The 15,638-nt window shown below is 73.2% G+C and carries 11 protein-coding genes and 1 pseudogene; 8 read left to right on the forward strand and 4 right to left on the reverse strand.

Annotated features, from left to right (window positions below):
• Positions 1 to 217 precede the first annotated feature (217 nt).
• Positions 218 to 3,691, reverse strand: a complete 3,474-nt coding sequence (locus tag ABD347_RS07410) for a CHAT domain-containing tetratricopeptide repeat protein (protein WP_344358021.1) — start codon at positions 3,689 to 3,691, stop codon at positions 218 to 220.
• Positions 3,692 to 4,071: 380 nt separating this feature from the next.
• On the opposite strand from ABD347_RS07410, the gene ABD347_RS07415 reads away from it, so the two are divergent.
• From ABD347_RS07415 to ABD347_RS07425, 3 genes are all read left to right on the forward strand, one after another.
• Positions 4,072 to 4,410 (forward strand): hypothetical protein, encoded by a 339-nt coding sequence (locus ABD347_RS07415; RefSeq protein WP_344358024.1) that lies wholly within the window; start codon positions 4,072 to 4,074, stop codon positions 4,408 to 4,410.
• Positions 4,407 to 5,327 carry a hypothetical protein gene (locus ABD347_RS07420; protein ID WP_344358027.1) on the forward strand — a complete coding sequence of 307 codons (921 nt, stop codon included), beginning with the start codon at positions 4,407 to 4,409 and terminating at the stop codon, positions 5,325 to 5,327. The genes ABD347_RS07415 and ABD347_RS07420 overlap by 4 nt, the downstream gene beginning before the upstream one ends.
• A gap of 713 nt (positions 5,328 to 6,040) precedes the next feature.
• Positions 6,041 to 6,382: a MerR family transcriptional regulator gene (locus ABD347_RS07425; RefSeq protein ID WP_344358029.1), complete on the forward strand. Its 342-nt coding sequence runs from the start codon at positions 6,041 to 6,043 to the stop codon at positions 6,380 to 6,382.
• Between the two features lie 429 nt (positions 6,383 to 6,811).
• Here the strand turns inward: ABD347_RS07425 and ABD347_RS07430 are convergent, their stop codons facing one another.
• A complete protein-coding gene (locus ABD347_RS07430) occupies positions 6,812 to 7,558 on the reverse strand; it encodes an AraC family transcriptional regulator (RefSeq protein WP_344358032.1) in 747 nt (248 codons plus the stop codon).
• Positions 7,559 to 7,610: 52 nt separating this feature from the next.
• Here ABD347_RS07430 and ABD347_RS07435 point away from each other — a divergent pair.
• A pseudogene (locus ABD347_RS07435) lies at positions 7,611 to 8,821 on the forward strand (MFS transporter).
• A gap of 127 nt (positions 8,822 to 8,948) precedes the next feature.
• Here the strand turns inward: ABD347_RS07435 and map are convergent.
• Positions 8,949 to 9,719 carry a type I methionyl aminopeptidase gene (map, locus tag ABD347_RS07440; RefSeq protein WP_344358034.1) on the reverse strand — a complete coding sequence of 257 codons (771 nt, stop codon included), beginning with the start codon at positions 9,717 to 9,719 and terminating at the stop codon, positions 8,949 to 8,951.
• Between the two features lie 78 nt (positions 9,720 to 9,797).
• Between map and ABD347_RS07445 the strand changes: the two genes are divergently transcribed.
• On the forward strand, positions 9,798 to 10,097 hold the full coding sequence (locus ABD347_RS07445; RefSeq protein ID WP_344358037.1) for a helix-turn-helix transcriptional regulator: 300 nt from the start codon (positions 9,798 to 9,800) through the stop codon (positions 10,095 to 10,097).
• Between the two features lie 330 nt (positions 10,098 to 10,427).
• On the opposite strand, the gene ABD347_RS07450 is transcribed toward ABD347_RS07445, so the two are convergent.
• Positions 10,428 to 11,090: a hypothetical protein gene (locus tag ABD347_RS07450; protein ID WP_344358039.1), complete on the reverse strand. Its 663-nt coding sequence runs from the start codon at positions 11,088 to 11,090 to the stop codon at positions 10,428 to 10,430.
• A gap of 695 nt (positions 11,091 to 11,785) precedes the next feature.
• On the opposite strand from ABD347_RS07450, the gene ABD347_RS07455 reads away from it, so the two are divergent.
• From ABD347_RS07455 to ABD347_RS07465, 3 genes are all read left to right on the forward strand, one after another.
• Positions 11,786 to 13,441, forward strand: coding sequence for a helix-turn-helix domain-containing protein (locus ABD347_RS07455; RefSeq protein ID WP_344358042.1), 1,656 nt, complete (start codon positions 11,786 to 11,788; stop codon positions 13,439 to 13,441).
• 213 nt (positions 13,442 to 13,654) lie between these two features.
• Positions 13,655 to 14,953: a type III PLP-dependent enzyme domain-containing protein gene (locus ABD347_RS07460; protein WP_344358044.1), complete on the forward strand. Its 1,299-nt coding sequence runs from the start codon at positions 13,655 to 13,657 to the stop codon at positions 14,951 to 14,953.
• 129 nt (positions 14,954 to 15,082) lie between these two features.
• The gene (locus ABD347_RS07465; RefSeq protein ID WP_344358047.1) at positions 15,083 to 15,334 is read left to right on the forward strand and encodes a hypothetical protein; all 252 of its coding nucleotides are present in this window, start codon (positions 15,083 to 15,085) and stop codon (positions 15,332 to 15,334) included.
• Positions 15,335 to 15,638 lie beyond the last annotated feature (304 nt).

Genomic DNA, 15,638 nt, shown 5'->3' on the forward strand with positions numbered 1-15,638 from the left:
TCCCGGATCCCGCTGAGGGCGGCGGCGCGTGCGGGTCCGGCCGGGACCGCCCGTCCGCGGGCTCCGGTTGTTCCCAACGGCTCTCCTGCTCCCGCCGGCTCCCCTCTTCCTGTCGGGGCGCCGGCTGCGCGTCGGCTCCCCGCCCGTCCCGCCCGGCTCGTCGCCGCCACCATCGGGTCATCGTCTCCGCCTCCTCGTCGCTGCCGGTGTCGTGTCGTCAGGCGCCCGCGTGCACATGCGCCGCCCACAGGCTGGGACTGGCCCGGAAGGCGGCGCGGCACCGCAGGACCGCCTGGTGCAGGGCGTCGGCCGTCCTCGTCTCGTCCAGCTCCGGTATGCCGCCGGCTCCGTCGGTGCACAGCTCCCGGTAGAGGAGGCGTGTGACGCGGACGGCCACCGCGTCGTGCACCGGCCAGAGTGTTCCGACGGCGTTGGGGTAGCCCGCGAGCTGGAAGGCGGAGGTGATGTGGATCGCCTCGTCGGCCAGTTCCCCGCCTCCCCGCGCCGTCTCGCAGGCGGACAGCACCGCGAGCCGCGCCGCCGGCAGTTCCAGGCGGGAGATCTCCCGGACCGTCAGCGGCCGGGCCCTATGGTCGTGCACCAGGAGCCGGCCGCTCGAGGGGTCAGCGGGCTCGCTGACCCCGTGGCAGGCGAAGTGCACGCAGGGGTGACGAGGCAGGGCGTCCATCACCTGCTCGAAGGTGGCCTGCTCCCCGTACAGCACCTCGGTCGGCAGCAGGCCGCGCAGCATCTCCACCTCGCGCCGCGCGCCACCGAGCGGCCGGGCACCGGGAGTGTCGGGTAGCGCCACGGCGAGCAGCGCGCCGCGCGGCCGGGGGGCGGCGGCCCGGGCCCGGGCGTACCGGAGAGCTCCGACCGTCGGCGTGTACGAGGAGACCACCCGGTCCAGCACCGTCCGGGGCCCCGGCCCGGCCGCCGCCGGGGCGGGTACGGCTCCGTCGTCCGGTACCGCGCCCGTGGTCCCGCCGTGGTGACCGGCCGCGTGCAGCGGCAGAGAGGCCAGCGCGCCCCCCGGCGACCACCACAGCCGGTGCCGCCCACCGGCGGGCGTGGGCCCGTACAGCCCCAGCCGGTCGAGCACCGGGCCCGTGACGTGGTCCCAGGTCCAGGCCAGTATCTCGCTGATCGTCTGCTGGGCCGCCCGGTCGCGGACGGGGTCGGCCGCGTCGGCGAGCGCCCGCTCGAGGCGGTCCGCCTGCTCGCCGACCGCCCGCGGGGTGGCACCCGGCAGTGGGACGAGGAGGACCCCGCCGTCCCGCAGCACCAGGGCGTCACTGCGGTACGCGCTGCAGTAGGCGAGCACCACCGGGCCCCTGTCGGCACAGGCCAGCAGCGCCTCGATGGCCGGCGCGCCCAGGAAGTCGGCGAAGCCGGGCTGTGCGCGGACCTCGGCCACCAGGCGCTCCAGCTCGGCCGCGAGGGTGTGGCGCAGGTCGGTGGTGTCGGCCGGCCGCCGGCCCTGAGCGGTGTCCGCGGCGCCGGCGGCCTCGAGCGCGTCGAGCCTTTCCCGCAGGCGGGCGAAGCGCTCGGCTAGAGCGGGGTGAGCGCCGCGCAGCCGTCCCAGCCCGTCGCGGGTGGCCATGGTGCGGCTCAGCAGGACGCCCCGGCCCTGTTCCAGCAGGAGCACCGCGCGCTCCGGCCGCCCGGCGTTGACCGCGCACGCGGCGGCCTCGGCGGCCAGGCCCCTCACCCGGGACAGGCCGCGTTCCTGGTCGCTGCGGTCCAGCCGGCCGGACGCGGCGAACGGCAGCAACTCCAGGGCCAGTTCGTAACCCGGCAGGGCCTCGTCCCAACGGTCGCCGTCCGCGGCGGCGGCGCCCCATTCCCAGGCCGCGAGGACCCGTTCGTAGGCGGGCAGGGCGGTGGTTTCGGCGGCCTGCCGATAGGCGTCCTCCGCGGCGCGGAGCACTCCGGGGTCGCCGTCCCGGTGGTGGATGGCGCGCAGCGCGTCGCCGTACCCCTTCAGATAGGTGCCGTGGGACGAGGTCCGCTCGGTGACCGCCCACACGGCACGGCCCAGTTCACTGACGGCTTGCTCCAGCTCGCCGGGCGCTCCGGTGGCGTGGTGCTTGGTGAGCCGGGCGGAGCCGAGGTTGGAGAGGACCAGCGCGAGCGCCGGATCCCCGTAGGGGAGCTGCCGGGCGGCTTCCTCCAGCAGTCCGACGGCCTCGTCGAGGTCCGCCACGTCGGCGGTGGCCCCGAACCGGGCCCGCAGGGCGTTGGCCAGGTGGTTCAGCCGGTCGGCGCGCGGCAGTCCGGCCGCGGGAGCCAGAGCGAGGGCCTGACGGGCCGCGTCGATCGCCTCGTCGGCGGCCGCGGTGTCCCCGGTCGCGCCGTGCCAGCTCTGCAGGACCACTCCCAGGTTGCCGAGCCGCACGACCTGGGCGGCGGGAGATGCCTGTGAGGCGTGGAGCGCTTCCCTGGCCAGTCGGGCGGCCTCCCGCAGGGAGGTCAGATCGTCGGTCTGAAGGGCACGTTCGCGCAGGGTGACGGCGAGGTTGACCAGGGTCCCGGCGTACGTGTCCGTACCCGGTGCGTGCTCGGCGAGAGCGGCGCGCAGGGTGGCGACGGCCTCGTCCAGCAGCGCTGGGTCACCGGTCCACTGCCCCAGCCTGTGCAGGGTGTTCCCGAGGCTGTTCATCCCCATGGCGCGCTCCGGGGCGCCGGGGCGGAACCGTGTCAGGGCCTCGCGCAGCGTGGCAGCGGACTCCTCGAGCAGCACCAGCTCGTCGGTGGCTTCGGCGACCAGCCGCAGAGCGACGCCGAGCCCGGCGAGCAGCTTGGCGCGGTCCGGATGGCCGTGCGGGCATTCGGCCAGGGCCATGCGGTGGATCCGCAGCATCTCCGACCGATCGGGCTCGCCGGGTGTGTGCTCGTGCCATTGGCGCAGCATCTGGGCGAGGTTCCCCAGGACGACCTGGCGGCCGGGGCTGCCCGGGGGGACGGCTTCCAGCGCGGCCCGGCACAGGTCGAGTGCCTCGCGCAGCGCGCCGACGTCCCCGTCGAACAGGTACGCGCTGTGCCGGAGCGAGGCGAGGTTGCTCAGGAAGCCGGGCCGGTCGTCCGATCCGCCGGGCAGCACGTGGAGCGCGCGCCGTTGGGCGTCCGTCGCGCGACGGAGGTCCTCCGCGGGGCCGTCGGCGCCCCCGGCCCGGGACTCCGTGGCCCGGGCCCCCGGCCGGGCCGTGCCGTGGCCGACGGCGATCTTGTGCCGCAGGTGCAGCACCTCCCCGAGTGAGCCCAGCGACTGCGCCGTGGTCTCGGCCTCCTGGGGGAGGAGGGCCGCCCGCTCGAACGTCTCCGCCGCCCGGTCGAGGTCGCCGGGCTCCCCGCGCAGCTCGAACCTCTGCTGGTACGCGAGGGCCAGGAGCCGTACGTCCTGTGGGCGGACCGGTTCGCGGGCCGCCCGCTCACGGCCCAGGCCGACCAGTGCCTCCAAGTCGTCCGGGCACCCCAGTGATTGGTAACGGGTCTGGAGGGCGACCATCAGGTTGCCGGCCCGGGCGGCAGCCGGTGCGGCGTCCGGCGTCGCCGTTGAGGCGAGTACCTGCCGGTAGAGGGCGATCGCCTGGTCGAGGGCCTGCCGGTCGCCCGTGCGGAGGTGGTGGACCAGGAGACGGTCGGCGCGCGATCCCGCGTCCGGTCCGTCCGCCGCTCGCGCCTTGAACACGCCCACCCCCCGGTGTAACGCCGCAGCGACCGCGGCGCGGCCCCTCGGCACCGCGCGGCCCGTGCCCACGATAGCGAACGCGCCGTCGGACCGCCGACGGACAGCGGATCACGGCCGGGGCGGAGGGGCACACGTCCTACGTCCCACGGCATACGGCTGACGCTGACGGAATCCGAGGCAGGCCGAGGCAGTTGGACACAGGCGGAACCCAGGGAGACACGGGCGTACGGGGACGCGGGCGGACGTACAATCGCGGCGAACCGACATCCGGCGTCCGAGGGGGAACGGTGGAGATCGAGACCGGTGGGCGAAGCGGGCCGCGAGGCGGACACGCCCGGCTGGGGCAGCTTTGCCGGCGGCTGGCGGACGCCTCCGGATCGTTGGCTCTCGGTGAACGGGGACTGCGGCTCGTCGAGTCCGTCACCTGCGAACTGCGTGCCGGCCGGGCCCCCGAGGAACTCGACGACACCTTCGACGAGTTGGAGGAGGAGCTCCTCGCAGCCGGGCACAGCGCCGGCCTGGGCTCCTACCGCACCACACCGACGCCGCCCACGCCCGGTTACCCGCAACTCCCGGTCGCCGGGCCGGTCCACCCGCCGCTGCGTGTGCTGGCCTGTCCGCGGGGTCACTGCGGGCGTGTGGAGGCGCCCGACGACGATGCCCCGCACCCCGGCTGCCGGATCTTCGACCAGCCGCTGCGCACGGTCCCCCTCCGGTGACCAGCGCCTTTCTCAGCGCGCTGGGTGGCCGGATCGCCGAGCGGTGGCTGACCCTGCTGGCCCTGCCGGGGTTGCTCTTCCTCGCCGCCCTCACCACGGCCACGGTCCTCGGCCACGAACACTGGTCCGACATCGAGCGGTTGCGGGCCTGGCTCGACACGCTCGCCGCCTCCCCGGCGTCCCGCAGCGCCGGCACCGTCGCCCTGGTGGCGCTGGGCGTGCTGGCCGGTGCCGCCGTGACCGGGGCGGCCGCCCAGTCCCTGGGCGCGGGCGTGGAACTGCTGTGGTACGCGGAGCCGCACGGGCCGCTGCTGCGGTACCTCGCCGACCGCCGGTTGCGCCGCTGGCGCGCGGCCGACGCGGTCCTCCGCACCGCGCTGGTGGCGGCGGGCCGGGCCCGTATCGAGGGAGCGGACGACGCCGATCGGCTGGTCGCCGTCGCGGAGCGCCACCACGCCGACCGCGGCCGCATCGCCGCGGCGGTGCCCCGTCACCCCTTCGGGATGGGGGACCGTCTCGCCGCGCCCGGACAACGGCTCTGGCGCGCCCACCGGTTGGAGCTGGGAGCCGCCTGGCCCCATCTGTGGCTCCTGGCCGGCGACGGCACGCGTGCCGAACTGCAGGCCGCCCGCCTCAGGTTGAGCGCGTCGGCGCGGCTGTGCGCCTGGGGCGGTGGGTACCTGGTGCTCGGGCTCTGGTGGTGGCCGGCGGCACTCGTCGGCGGCGTCGCCGTGGCCTCGGGCGTGCGGCGCGGGCGGGCGGCCGCGGAGGCCTTCGCCGAACTCACCGAGGCCCTGGCCGACCTGCACGTGCGTGACCTGGCGGCCGCGCTGGGAGTCCAGTGCGAGGGGGGCGTCGACCGGGTGGTCGGCGAACGCATCACACGGGTGCTGCGGAAGGAGACGGAAGTGGCGTAGCGCGGTTCCTGCTACGCCGCCGCTGCTGTCCGGCGTCCCGCCGTGTGGCGCCGCTTCTGGCCCAGTGCTCCCGCCATGCCGTGGGCCGCCTCCTTAGCGCCCGCCCCGCCCCGTCCCGTCCCGGTCTCCGGCTCCGCCGCGCCGCCGTCGGCCGCACCCTCGCCTCGGTGACGCCGGCACAGCTTCCGGCACCTGCGGAGGCAGACAAGTGGCTCTCATCGATGTAGGAAAATCTGTCTCGGCGAGAGTAGACATGGTTGGTGTGAGGGTCTATGGTTTTGCTCGAAGCTACGAGATCGAGCGACGCGGCAGAGGACGAACTGCCGTGCATGCACGTCAGAGCAGGAGCGGCACGGCGGCGGAGTGGTGGGGCCGGAAGTACACGGGGTCCCCTCACTGGCCGCCGGGCCGGGCGGCCCGCGGGGCCGTGAGCAGTACCGCAGTTCCAGCAGCACGAAGAAAGAGGAGGCAGACGCCATCAGAGGATCGCCCGGGTGAGGAAGCCGTACCGCCCGGGTACCGCAAGACCCCGGATTGGAAGGTGGTCCCCGGTCAAGCAACCGCGATCCCCGCGATCCCGGCCTCCCAGGCCGAGCCGCGGAACAAGAAGGCCGGCCGAGCAGTAAGCCGGCAGATGGTGTTGTAATCCCTCGGGGCCCTGGTAGCCGCACGGCGACCAGGGCCCCTCGACCGCGTTCTTAAGGAAGGTGCAGATGACCGAACAAGACCCGCTCGACCGTCTCAACGACGACGACTACCCCGCCTACACCATGGGCCGCGCCGCCGAACTCCTCGGCACCACACCCGCCTTCTTGCGAGCCATCGGCGAAGCCCGCCTGATCACCCCGCTCCGCTCCGAAGGCGGACACCGCCGCTTCTCCCGCTACCAGCTGCGTATCGCCGCCCGCGCCCGCGAGCTGGTCGACCAGGGAACCCCCGTCGAAGCCGCCTGCCGCATCGTCATCCTCGAGGACCAGCTCGAAGAAGCCCAGCGCATCAACGAGGAACTGCGTCACGCCGCGGCCCGCCAGCACCATCACACCGCCGACGCCTGAGGCCCACGGCCTGCCGACGGATCCGGCGGCAGGCCGGACCGACCACCGGCCGGCCGCGAGCCCTCCGCCTCCGTCTCCACGGACATACCAAAGGCCTTTGCCTGTCGCCGACCCGTAGAGCGGCCGGTGTCCTCCCGCCCCACCGCCGCGCCGACGACACCGCCCACACAAGCCCTGGCCCAGCACCGGACGCTTCACCCCGCCCCACTCAAGCGGCCAGGCAACCGCTGCCGGCCTCCACGCTGAGGGGCCCGTCAACCGACGAAGTCGCCGCTCCGCGGGGTGATGGCGGGGCGGAGCGCTCGCTGATTTCTGAGGCGACCCGCGGGCGTGGAAGTCGGTTCCGGTGCGCGACTCGACGGCGTCGCCGACATCAGGGCGGCCACGGCCCCGCCGCGCATCGCCCTCGACGCGGGCACGCGGGTGCCCTCAGTCCGTCGGGTGGGAGCCCGGCGTGTGGCCGAAGGTGCGGCGGAAGACGTCGATGAAGGCGCTGGCGGACGACCAGCCGCATTGGTGTGCCACCGCAGTCACCGGCGTCCGTCCGGTCAGGAGGACCAGTGCGTGGTGGAGGCGGAGCTGTGTGCGCCACTGCGGGAAGGTCATGCCGAGATCACTGCGGAACAGCCGGGACAGGGTGCGGTCGCTCGCCCCGACCTGGCGGCCGAGTTCGGCGAGCGTACGGCCATCGCCCGGATCGGCTCGCAGGATGCCGCACAGGGTGCGCAGCAGGGGGGCGGTGGGGGTGGGCAGGTGCAGCGGCTGCTGGGTAGAGGCCCGCAGCTGGTCGAGGAGCACCGCGCGAAGGCGGGCCCGTTCGGGACTGTCGTCGTCCTCGGCGCGTGTGTAAGCGATGATCAGCTCGCGGAGCAGCGGGCTGACGGCCAGCACGGTCGGCGCGTTGAGTCCGAGCGGGTTCTCGGTGGCGGGCAGCCCCACCAGGTGCAGGTCGAGTTCGCCGTAGGCCCGGTGCGCGTGGACGGTGCCGGCGGGCACCCAGATGGCGCGCGTGCCCGGGGCGACCCACGATCCCTCGCTGGTCGTGATGGCCAGCACCCCGCGGCCTGCGTAGACGATCTGGTGGTCGTCGTGCCGGTGGGCGTCGATCGAGCCGCCGGATGCCAGCCATTGGGTGCGGGTCGGGGCTACGGGATCGTGGCGGCTTTCCGTCATCATGTGGGCAGTTTATCGGAAGCGCGACAGAGCGCCAGGCTCGGAACATGACGGGATGCGAAGGAACACATCGATCGTTCTTCTGTCCGTGGGCCATGCCTGTGTCGACATCTACCAAGGCGCGGTGGCGGCCCTGGTGCCGTTCTTCATCGCCGAGCGTGCCTACTCCTTCGCGGTCGCCTCGGGGGTCGTACTGGCCGCCTCGCTGCTCTCCTCGGTGGTGCAACCGGTGTTCGGCGCACTCACCGACCGCCATGCCATGCCCTGGCTGCTGCCGGTCAGCACGCTGCTCGGCGGTGTCGGCATCGCGCTGAGCGGCCTGAGCGGCTCCTACCCGCTCACTCTTGTGTTCGTCGCGATATCGGGGATCGGCGTGGCCGCCTACCACCCCGAATCCGCCCGTGTCGCCCGCATCGCCGGCCAGGGCAGCCACCGGGCCATGGGGTGGTTCTCCACGGGCGGCAATATCGGCTTCGCGCTGGCCCCGTCCATGGTCGCCGCCGTGGTGGGCGCCGGAGGACTGCGCTGGACACCGCTGCTGGTGCTGCCGGCCCTCGCCGGTGCCGTGTTGTGCCTGCCCGTGGTGCGCGGCCTGCAGCGGATGGAGGCCGCCGCACCCCGTAGGACGGTGCCGGCCGGGAGCGACGACACCGCCGCTTTCCTGAAGCTGTCGCTGGCTGTGGTCTTCCGGTCGATCGCGTTCATCGGTCTGAGCACCTTCATCTCGCTGTACGCCCGGCAGCGTCTGGGCGGCAGCCAGGCCGCGGGCACCGCGGCTCTGTCCGTGCTCTACCTCGGCGGTGCGATCGGCTCGGTACTCGGCGGGTCCCTGGCCACCCGGTGGGACCGGGTGACGGTCTCGCGCTGGTCATACCTGATCACGACCACGGCCATCGCGGGCGTGGTGTGGGTACCGGGCCCCGTCATCTACCTTTTCGTGGCGCTGACCTCGGTCGGCTTGTACGTGCCCTTCTCGCTGCAGGTCACGCTCGGCCAGGACTGCCCTCCCGTGTCGGCACCGCCGGCGGGGTCACCCTCGGCCTCACCGTCGGCATCGGCGGCCTGGCCGGCCCCGCCATCGGCGGCCTCGCCGACGCCACCTCCCTGCGCACCGCCCTGGCGCCTCTCGTGCTGATGCCCGTGATGAGTTGGCTGCTCTTCCGCACCCTGCCCGAACCGAGCGTGCCGCGACCCGAGTTCGCGGTGCCTGCGAGGGGAGACGGCACCAGGTCCGCCTCCGGCCCCGCCCACGCCGATCCCCGATGACCAGTCCCCCCGACGGGGCGGTCGTACTGTCGCTGTGGTGACCCCGCGGCCTCGGATGCCCAGGACCGCTGTCCGGGCCGCCCTGCATCCAACTGCCGGACTCCACGAGGCAATTCTTCCGAGATGATCAGTTGGGCGACGTGAGGACTTCGGCCCCGGACTCGGTGATCGCGATCGTGTGCTCACTGTGGGCCGTCCGGCAGCCTGTCGCGCTGCGGAGCGTCCATCCGTCGGCGTCCGTGACGAGTTGGTCGGTGTCCGCCATCACCCACGGTTCCAGGGCGAGCAGTAGCCCGGCGCGCAGTCTGTACCCACGGCCCGGCCGTCCGGTGTTCGGAACATGAGGATCCTGGTGCATCGTCGATCCGATGCCATGACCTCCGAACTCCGTGTTGATCACGTACCCCGCCTCGCTGAGGACCGTACCGATGGCGTGGGAGAGGTCGCCGATCCGAGCTCCGGGCCCGGCGGCGGCGATCCCCGCGGCCAGCGCACGTTCGGTGGTTTCGATCATCGCGACGCTCTCCGGAGCCTTGGTGTCGCCGACGATGAAACTGATGGCGGCGTCCGCGGCGACTCCCCTCTTGGAGACGGCGAGGTCGAGCGTCAGCAGATCTCCGTCGGCGAGTGCGTAGTCGTGGGGCAGTCCGTGGAGCACCGCGTCGTTGACGGCCGTGCAGATGTAGTGGCCGAACGGGCCGCGCCCGAAGGAGGGCGCGTAGTCGACGTAGCAGGACTGTGCTCCCGCCTCGGCGATCATCTTCTCCGCCCACCGGTCGATGTCGAGCAGGTTCGTACCGACGACGGTGCGGCTCTTCAGCGTGTGCAGGATGTCCGCGACCAGGGCGCCTGAGTCCTTTGCGCGGGCCAGCAGGGTGGGGTTCAGAATCTCGATCACGCGCAGCTCTTCTCGTCGTCCAATAACTATGCCGGTCAAACTATCCCGGTCAAACTATACCGGTCTAGAATCGGGGGCATGGTCAGGTTGCCGCTCACCCCCGCTGAAGTCGCACGCGGTCAGCGCCTCGGCGCCCTCCTGCGTCGGGCCCGGGGGGAACGTTCGATGCTCGAGGTCGCGCTCGACGCCCACGTCTCACCCGAGACACTCAGGAAGATCGAGTCCGGCCGCGTGGCCACCCCCGCCTTCCCGACCATCGCGGCGATCGCCGGTACCCTCGGCCTCTCCCTCGATGCGGTGTGGGCCGAGATCAGCCGGCCCGATCACGGCGCAGGGCCGGCGACCGGTCGCGGCGCACGTGAACGGCTCAGTGCTTGATTGATCGTTTCGGATCGAGCCGGCTCGTGGGGTTTGGCAGGGATGGCTGCGGGACGGCCGGGTGCCGGAGGATGTCATGCCTGATACCTGTGGGGACGCATGCCCCCGTTGCCGCTGCCTCGGCCGCCGAGGCACCGGAGGTGCCCGGGCCGGTCGCCCGTGGACGACCGGGCTGCCCTGCGGGGGACCGTTCACGTGCTGTGCTGCGCTGTGCTGCGCGAGGGCGCGAGCCGGGCGGATGTGCCCGCGGAGAGGAGCGGCTGCGGTGGTGTGACCGCCTGGTGGGGGCTGAGCGACCGGACGGAGGCCGACGTCCGGCCCCGGCATCCGTCACGACGGTTCAGCGGAGCAGCGCTGCGCGCAGGGTGATGCCGTGCCGCGTAGCAGCCGCCGCAGTTCCCACATCGCCATGGCGGTGACGGTCAGCGGGGCCCCCAGGACGAAGACCACGCGCACTGCGAACGGCACCCCTTCGTAGGCGCCCCGGAACAGGTCGAAGAGGGCGACTTCCCAGACGAGCAGCGTCGCGAGCAGTGGTGGGAGCGTCTCGTGGAGGTCCGCTGCCCGGAAGACGTGCACGAGTGACTGCGCGATGCCGTAGAGGGCGAAGGGGGCGAGCCACAGCAGGAAGGCGGCCAGGGCGAACAGCAGCACCACCGGCCCTGCCGATGCCGTCCAGTTCGTCTCCTCGTCCACGTAACCCAGCCCCGTGACCAGCCGTGGCGCGGCGAGCGTGACGACCAGTGCGAGCAGCGCTCCGGCGGGCTTGCCCACGCGGCGCAGGAACAGGCGCCGGTTGGGCGGGCGGGCCGCCGCGATGAAGGCGGCGACGGCGACCGGGAGCGTCACCCCCAACGTGATGAGGGTGGTACGGATCTGGCCGAAGCGGTCGTCCACCACGGCGTCGGCGTCCGGTGCCAGCCCGTAGGACAGGAGCAACCACGTGACAGCGACCAGGCCGACGACCGTCCGGAGGACCTGCACCCTCTTCACCACCGGGTCGTGCACACGGTCCGGCCGGGACGGCGTGAACACCACACGCCCCACAGCGATCGGATTGAACAGGCGCCCGAAGGTCAGGCGGCGCGCCGGATCCGGCGGCCAGGCGCTCGCCGGCGGCACGGGTGGCGAACCCGGCCCCGGTGCCTGCCCTCCCTCGTACGGATTCCACGGCGCCCCGCCCCCGTCCGCGCTCATCCTCGTCCCCTCACTGTCATCGTTTCGGACGTCACAGGGAGAATCGCAGATCTCAGCACGTGAGAACGCCTGGTTCCCCAAGCAGTCGCACCGCGGTCGTGTGCCACCGGCCACCGACCACCTGCCGCCGGGCCGCCACCTGCCGCCGGGGCACTCGGACGTACCACGCTTCGGCTCACCGACTGCCGCCGTCTCCACCGACGTTACGAGCACAAGGCCGACGGGCATGCCCGGCTCTCCGGCCGATCGCCGGCGCGGCGGCCAGGCACGCGCACAGCCGGCGTCGTACGCGGTGGGGAAGCCGCCGGTGAGGGGCGGGCGAGGCGAACGAGGCCGCGCCGGGCTGAGGGGGCGTGGGCGCTTGTGCCGTCGGCGACGAGTTGTGTCCCCCGGCGGGGGAGCCGACGGAGTCCCCGCGCACACGTCTCGCTTCACCGTCGTCACAGCTCCTACACTCACCGTCACATACGCGCTGACGCGAGGGGGATCAGGTGGCGGGGGACGGATCGCCTGAACAGGGGCACGCCGCCGCACCGGGGCCGACGCTGGAGCGTCTGCTGTCGGTGATGGGGGCCGGTGCGCTGGAACTGTGCGTGGCTCCAGGTGGCCTGGGAGGCACGGTCGAGGGCGTGACGGTGCTGGACCCTCTGGACCCGGGGCTGCCAAGGGGACAAGTGCTGCTGGCGGTGGGTGTCGATCCACGGTCGGCTGCCGCCGTCGACGTCATGCGCGATGCCGCCGGATCGGGAGCGGTGGCGGTGGTCTTCGGGCAGGGCGGGACGGGTCGGGCGCCCGAAGCGTTGCGGGCGGCTGCCGAGGGCGCGGGCACGGCGCTGCTCTTCCGGACGGCGTGGTTCGGGTGGACGGAGCTGGTCGGCGCGTTGCGGGCGGGCCTGGTTCTGTCCGGCGTTCCCGCCGATCCGGCTGTGGCGGCTGTGACGTTGGGCGACCTGAACGGGCTGGCCGACGCGGTGGCGGTGCTGGTCGGCGGCGCGGTGACGATCGAGGACGTGGAGTCCCGGGTCCTGGCGTACTCGTCCACGCAGGACGACGTGGACGAGGTGCGTCGACTGACCATCCTCGGCCGTCGGGTGCCGGAATGGCGGGTTGCCGCGATGCGGGAGGCAGGGTTCTTCCGGGCGCTGTGGGGCACGGGGGACGTCCTCCACCGGCCGGCGCACGGGGAGAATCCCGAGCGCCTGGTGGTGGCTGTCCGGGCGGGCGGAGAGATCCTGGGGTCGATCTGGGTGGCGGCCGCGGGCCGCTCCCTGGCACCACATGCCTCCGAGGCGCTGCGGTCGGCGGCGCGGGTGGCCGCTGCGCACCTGGTCCACCACCGGTCGCACCGGACACACGCTCGGTTGGTCGAGGACGCGGCCCGTGCGCTGCTCGACGGGCGGGGGTCCGCCGAGATGCTCGGGGAACGCGCCGGGATTCCGACGCACGGACACTGCGCTGTCCTGGCGGTACGCCCCGGGGCCGGGGCGTTTGAGGGTGGCGGTGAAAGCGGGAAGCTGCGTGGCCTGCTGGCGGTGCGTTGCGGCACGTTCGGCCTCACATCGGTGGTGCTGCCGGTCGACCGGGGGGCCTTGGTGCTGCTGGGCGCTCTGCACCGGAACAGGCAGCGGGCCGTCGAGCAGGTCGCACAACTGGGCAATGCGCTGGTCCGGCAGGTGGCCGACGCGTCCGGGCCGGGAGCGAGAATCGGCCTGGGCACGGTGGCCGGGACTCTGGCGGACCTGCCCGCGTCACGCCGGTCGGCCGACTTGGCACTCAGAGCCCTGCTCTCCCCGGGAGAGCACCGCGCCGTCGCGTTCGCGAGCGAGGTGGCCGAGACGGTCGCCCTGAACCAGATCATGGACGCGCTGACGGGTCTGGTCCTGGCGCCGGAGACTCCGGTGGCACGCCTGGTGGCCCACGACGCCGGGCACGGCGGGGGCACCATGGTGCAGACGTTGAGGGCGTACCTCGACCACTTCGGCCACGTGCCGGCCACCGCCAAGGCGCTCGGAGTGCACCCGAACAGCCTGAGGCACCGGATCGGCCGGCTCACCGAAGTGTCCGGACTCGACCTCCGCAGCCCGGAGGGCCGGCTCCTCGCCCAGCTGCAACTGCGCCTCCTCGAACACGACGGCCGGGAGGCGTGAGCTTTCGGGCGCCGCCACGAAGAGATGGCGGCGCCTTCGTGCACCGGCACAACGGGGGCGGTGTCCAACCCGCCGGCCCACCCCCCGGCGAGAACCACGCGCCGCAACACCGGAACTCGCGACGAAGACACCACCACCGCCCCGGCGGGAGCCTGGTGGTCCGCCCCACGGCATCCGGGGGCGGCCGAGACCCCGGCTCCGGGAAGGTGCACGATGCGTGGTTATGGCAAGGAGCGGCGCGAGCGGATCCTGCGAGCAGCCGTACGGCAGGGACTCCTGCAGCCCGAGACGGCCGTCCTGGCAGGTTTCGTCGACCTGGACGGCGTCGGCGAGACCGTCGCGTCCCTGCGGGGCGCGTTCCCCGACTCGCTCCGCGTCCTGCACGCGTTCGCGGCCAAGGCGAACTGTCTCGTCCCCGTACTGGAGGAACTCCGGCGCAGCGGCATGGGCTGCGAGGTCGCCAGCGCCGGTGAACTCGCCCAGGCGCTGGACGCGGACTTCGAGCCCGCACAGATCGTTTTCGACTCCCCGGCCAAGACACGGGCCGAACTGGCCCTGGCCCTGGAGCTGGGGATCACGGTGAACGTGGACGGCTTCCAGGAACTCGCGCGGCTGGACGAGATCCTGAAGACCCGCCGCTCCGGCTCGAGGATCGGCATCCGCGTCAACCCGCAGGTCGGCGCGGGCGCGATCACCGCGATGAGCACGGCCACCGCCACGTCGAAGTTCGGCATCCCCCTCGGGGACGAGGGCAACCGGCGGCGGCTGCTCCAGGCGTACCGGGACCGTCCCTGGCTCACCTGGGTGCACACGCACGTCGGTTCGCAGGGCTGCCCCCTGGACCTGATCGCCCGGGGCATCGCGGAGGCAGTGGCCTTCGCCGAGGAGGTCAACGCCCGCCTCGGCCGCCGGCAGGTGACCGGCATCGACATCGGTGGAGGGCTGCCCGTCAACTTCGCCAGCGACGAGACGACCCCCGGCTTCGACACCTACGTGGCCCGTCTGCGCGAGTACGCGCCGGCTCTGTTCTCCGGCGAGTACGAGATCATCACCGAGTTCGGGCGCTCCGTCCTGGCCAAGAACGGGTTCACCGCCGCCTACGTCGAGTACACCAAGACCGTCGGCGGCCGGCCCATCGCGATCACCCACGCCGGCGCCCAGGTCGCCACACGGACGGTGTTCGCCCCCGACGCATGGCCGCTGCGGATCGAAACCCACGACCCGCAGGGCCGCGCCAAGCACGGCCGGCCCGTACGGCAGGACGTCGCGGGCCCGTGCTGCTTCGCCGGCGACCTGCTGGCACGCGACCGGGCGCTGCCCCGCCTCGACGCCGGTGACATCGTCGTCGTTCCCGACACCGGCGCCTACTACTTCTCCACCCCCTTCCACTACAACAGCCTTCCGGAACCCGCCGTCCACGGCGCCCGCGTCGACGCCGACGGCCGGGTCACCTTCCAGCTGCTCCGCCCCGCGCGGGGCGTGCAGCCGGTCCCGGCCCTTGCCGAGAGGTGATCCCGCTCTCCGGTACGACCGGCCCTCGGCCCGAACCGCCGGGGACGCCGACCGCTGACCAAGGCCAGGGCGGCCCGAGCGGAGAACGCCTGGGCGCCTGGAGAGAACCACATCGCGAAGGAAGCAGGTATGACCGCCATGAAAGCAGGGCGCGCCCGGTCGGGGTGCTCCATGGAGAAGACGACGGCCCCGGCCCGACGGGGAACCATCGCACGACGGCTGTCGGCCGTCGGAGCAGGCTGCGGTCGGACGGCGCGTGATTACGCGCGCTGGATCTCACGGCGCCGGCGGGTCGCGGCCGACCAGTTCCTGCGGGGCGCCTGCTACGGGGCGGGCACGGCAGCGGCGGGCCTGCTGGTGGTGTGGGCGCAGACCCGTTGAGCGAACGCCACCAGCCCGGCGACCGCCCGGCCTGCCGGGCCCGGGGTGGGTGAACCCTGTTCCCGTGGATGTCGGACCGCGTCCAGGACCTACGTCCAGGACCTCCACGACCTATGTCCAGAACCTGCGTCCACGACGTGCGTCCACGACGTGCGTCGACGCGTGCGGTCCGGCGCCATCGCGGCAGCGAACGAGCACGGCCGGCCCGGAGACGCGGGGTCCTGATGCCGTCGCTATTCGGACAACTTCCCACACCCCGGAACCGTCCATCGCCGGCCGCCCGTCTGCCCCAACGGTGTGTCAC

This window comes from Streptomyces gobitricini (genome assembly GCF_039532985.1).
Taxonomy (GTDB): Bacteria; Actinomycetota; Actinomycetes; order Streptomycetales; family Streptomycetaceae; genus Streptomyces; species Streptomyces gobitricini.

What these genes read in the sequence shown, in the direction of transcription:
- ABD347_RS07425 (WP_344358029.1), top strand. Translation starts at nt 6,041, where the DNA reads ATGACCGAACAAGACCCGCTCGACCGTCTCAACGACGACGACTACCCC.
- ABD347_RS07430 (WP_344358032.1), bottom strand. Translation starts at nt 7,558, where the DNA reads ATGATGACGGAAAGCCGCCACGATCCCGTAGCCCCGACCCGCACCCAA.
- ABD347_RS07445 (WP_344358037.1), top strand. Translation starts at nt 9,798, where the DNA reads ATGGTCAGGTTGCCGCTCACCCCCGCTGAAGTCGCACGCGGTCAGCGC.
- ABD347_RS07460 (WP_344358044.1), top strand. Translation starts at nt 13,655, where the DNA reads ATGCGTGGTTATGGCAAGGAGCGGCGCGAGCGGATCCTGCGAGCAGCC.
- ABD347_RS07465 (WP_344358047.1), top strand. Translation starts at nt 15,083, where the DNA reads ATGACCGCCATGAAAGCAGGGCGCGCCCGGTCGGGGTGCTCCATGGAG.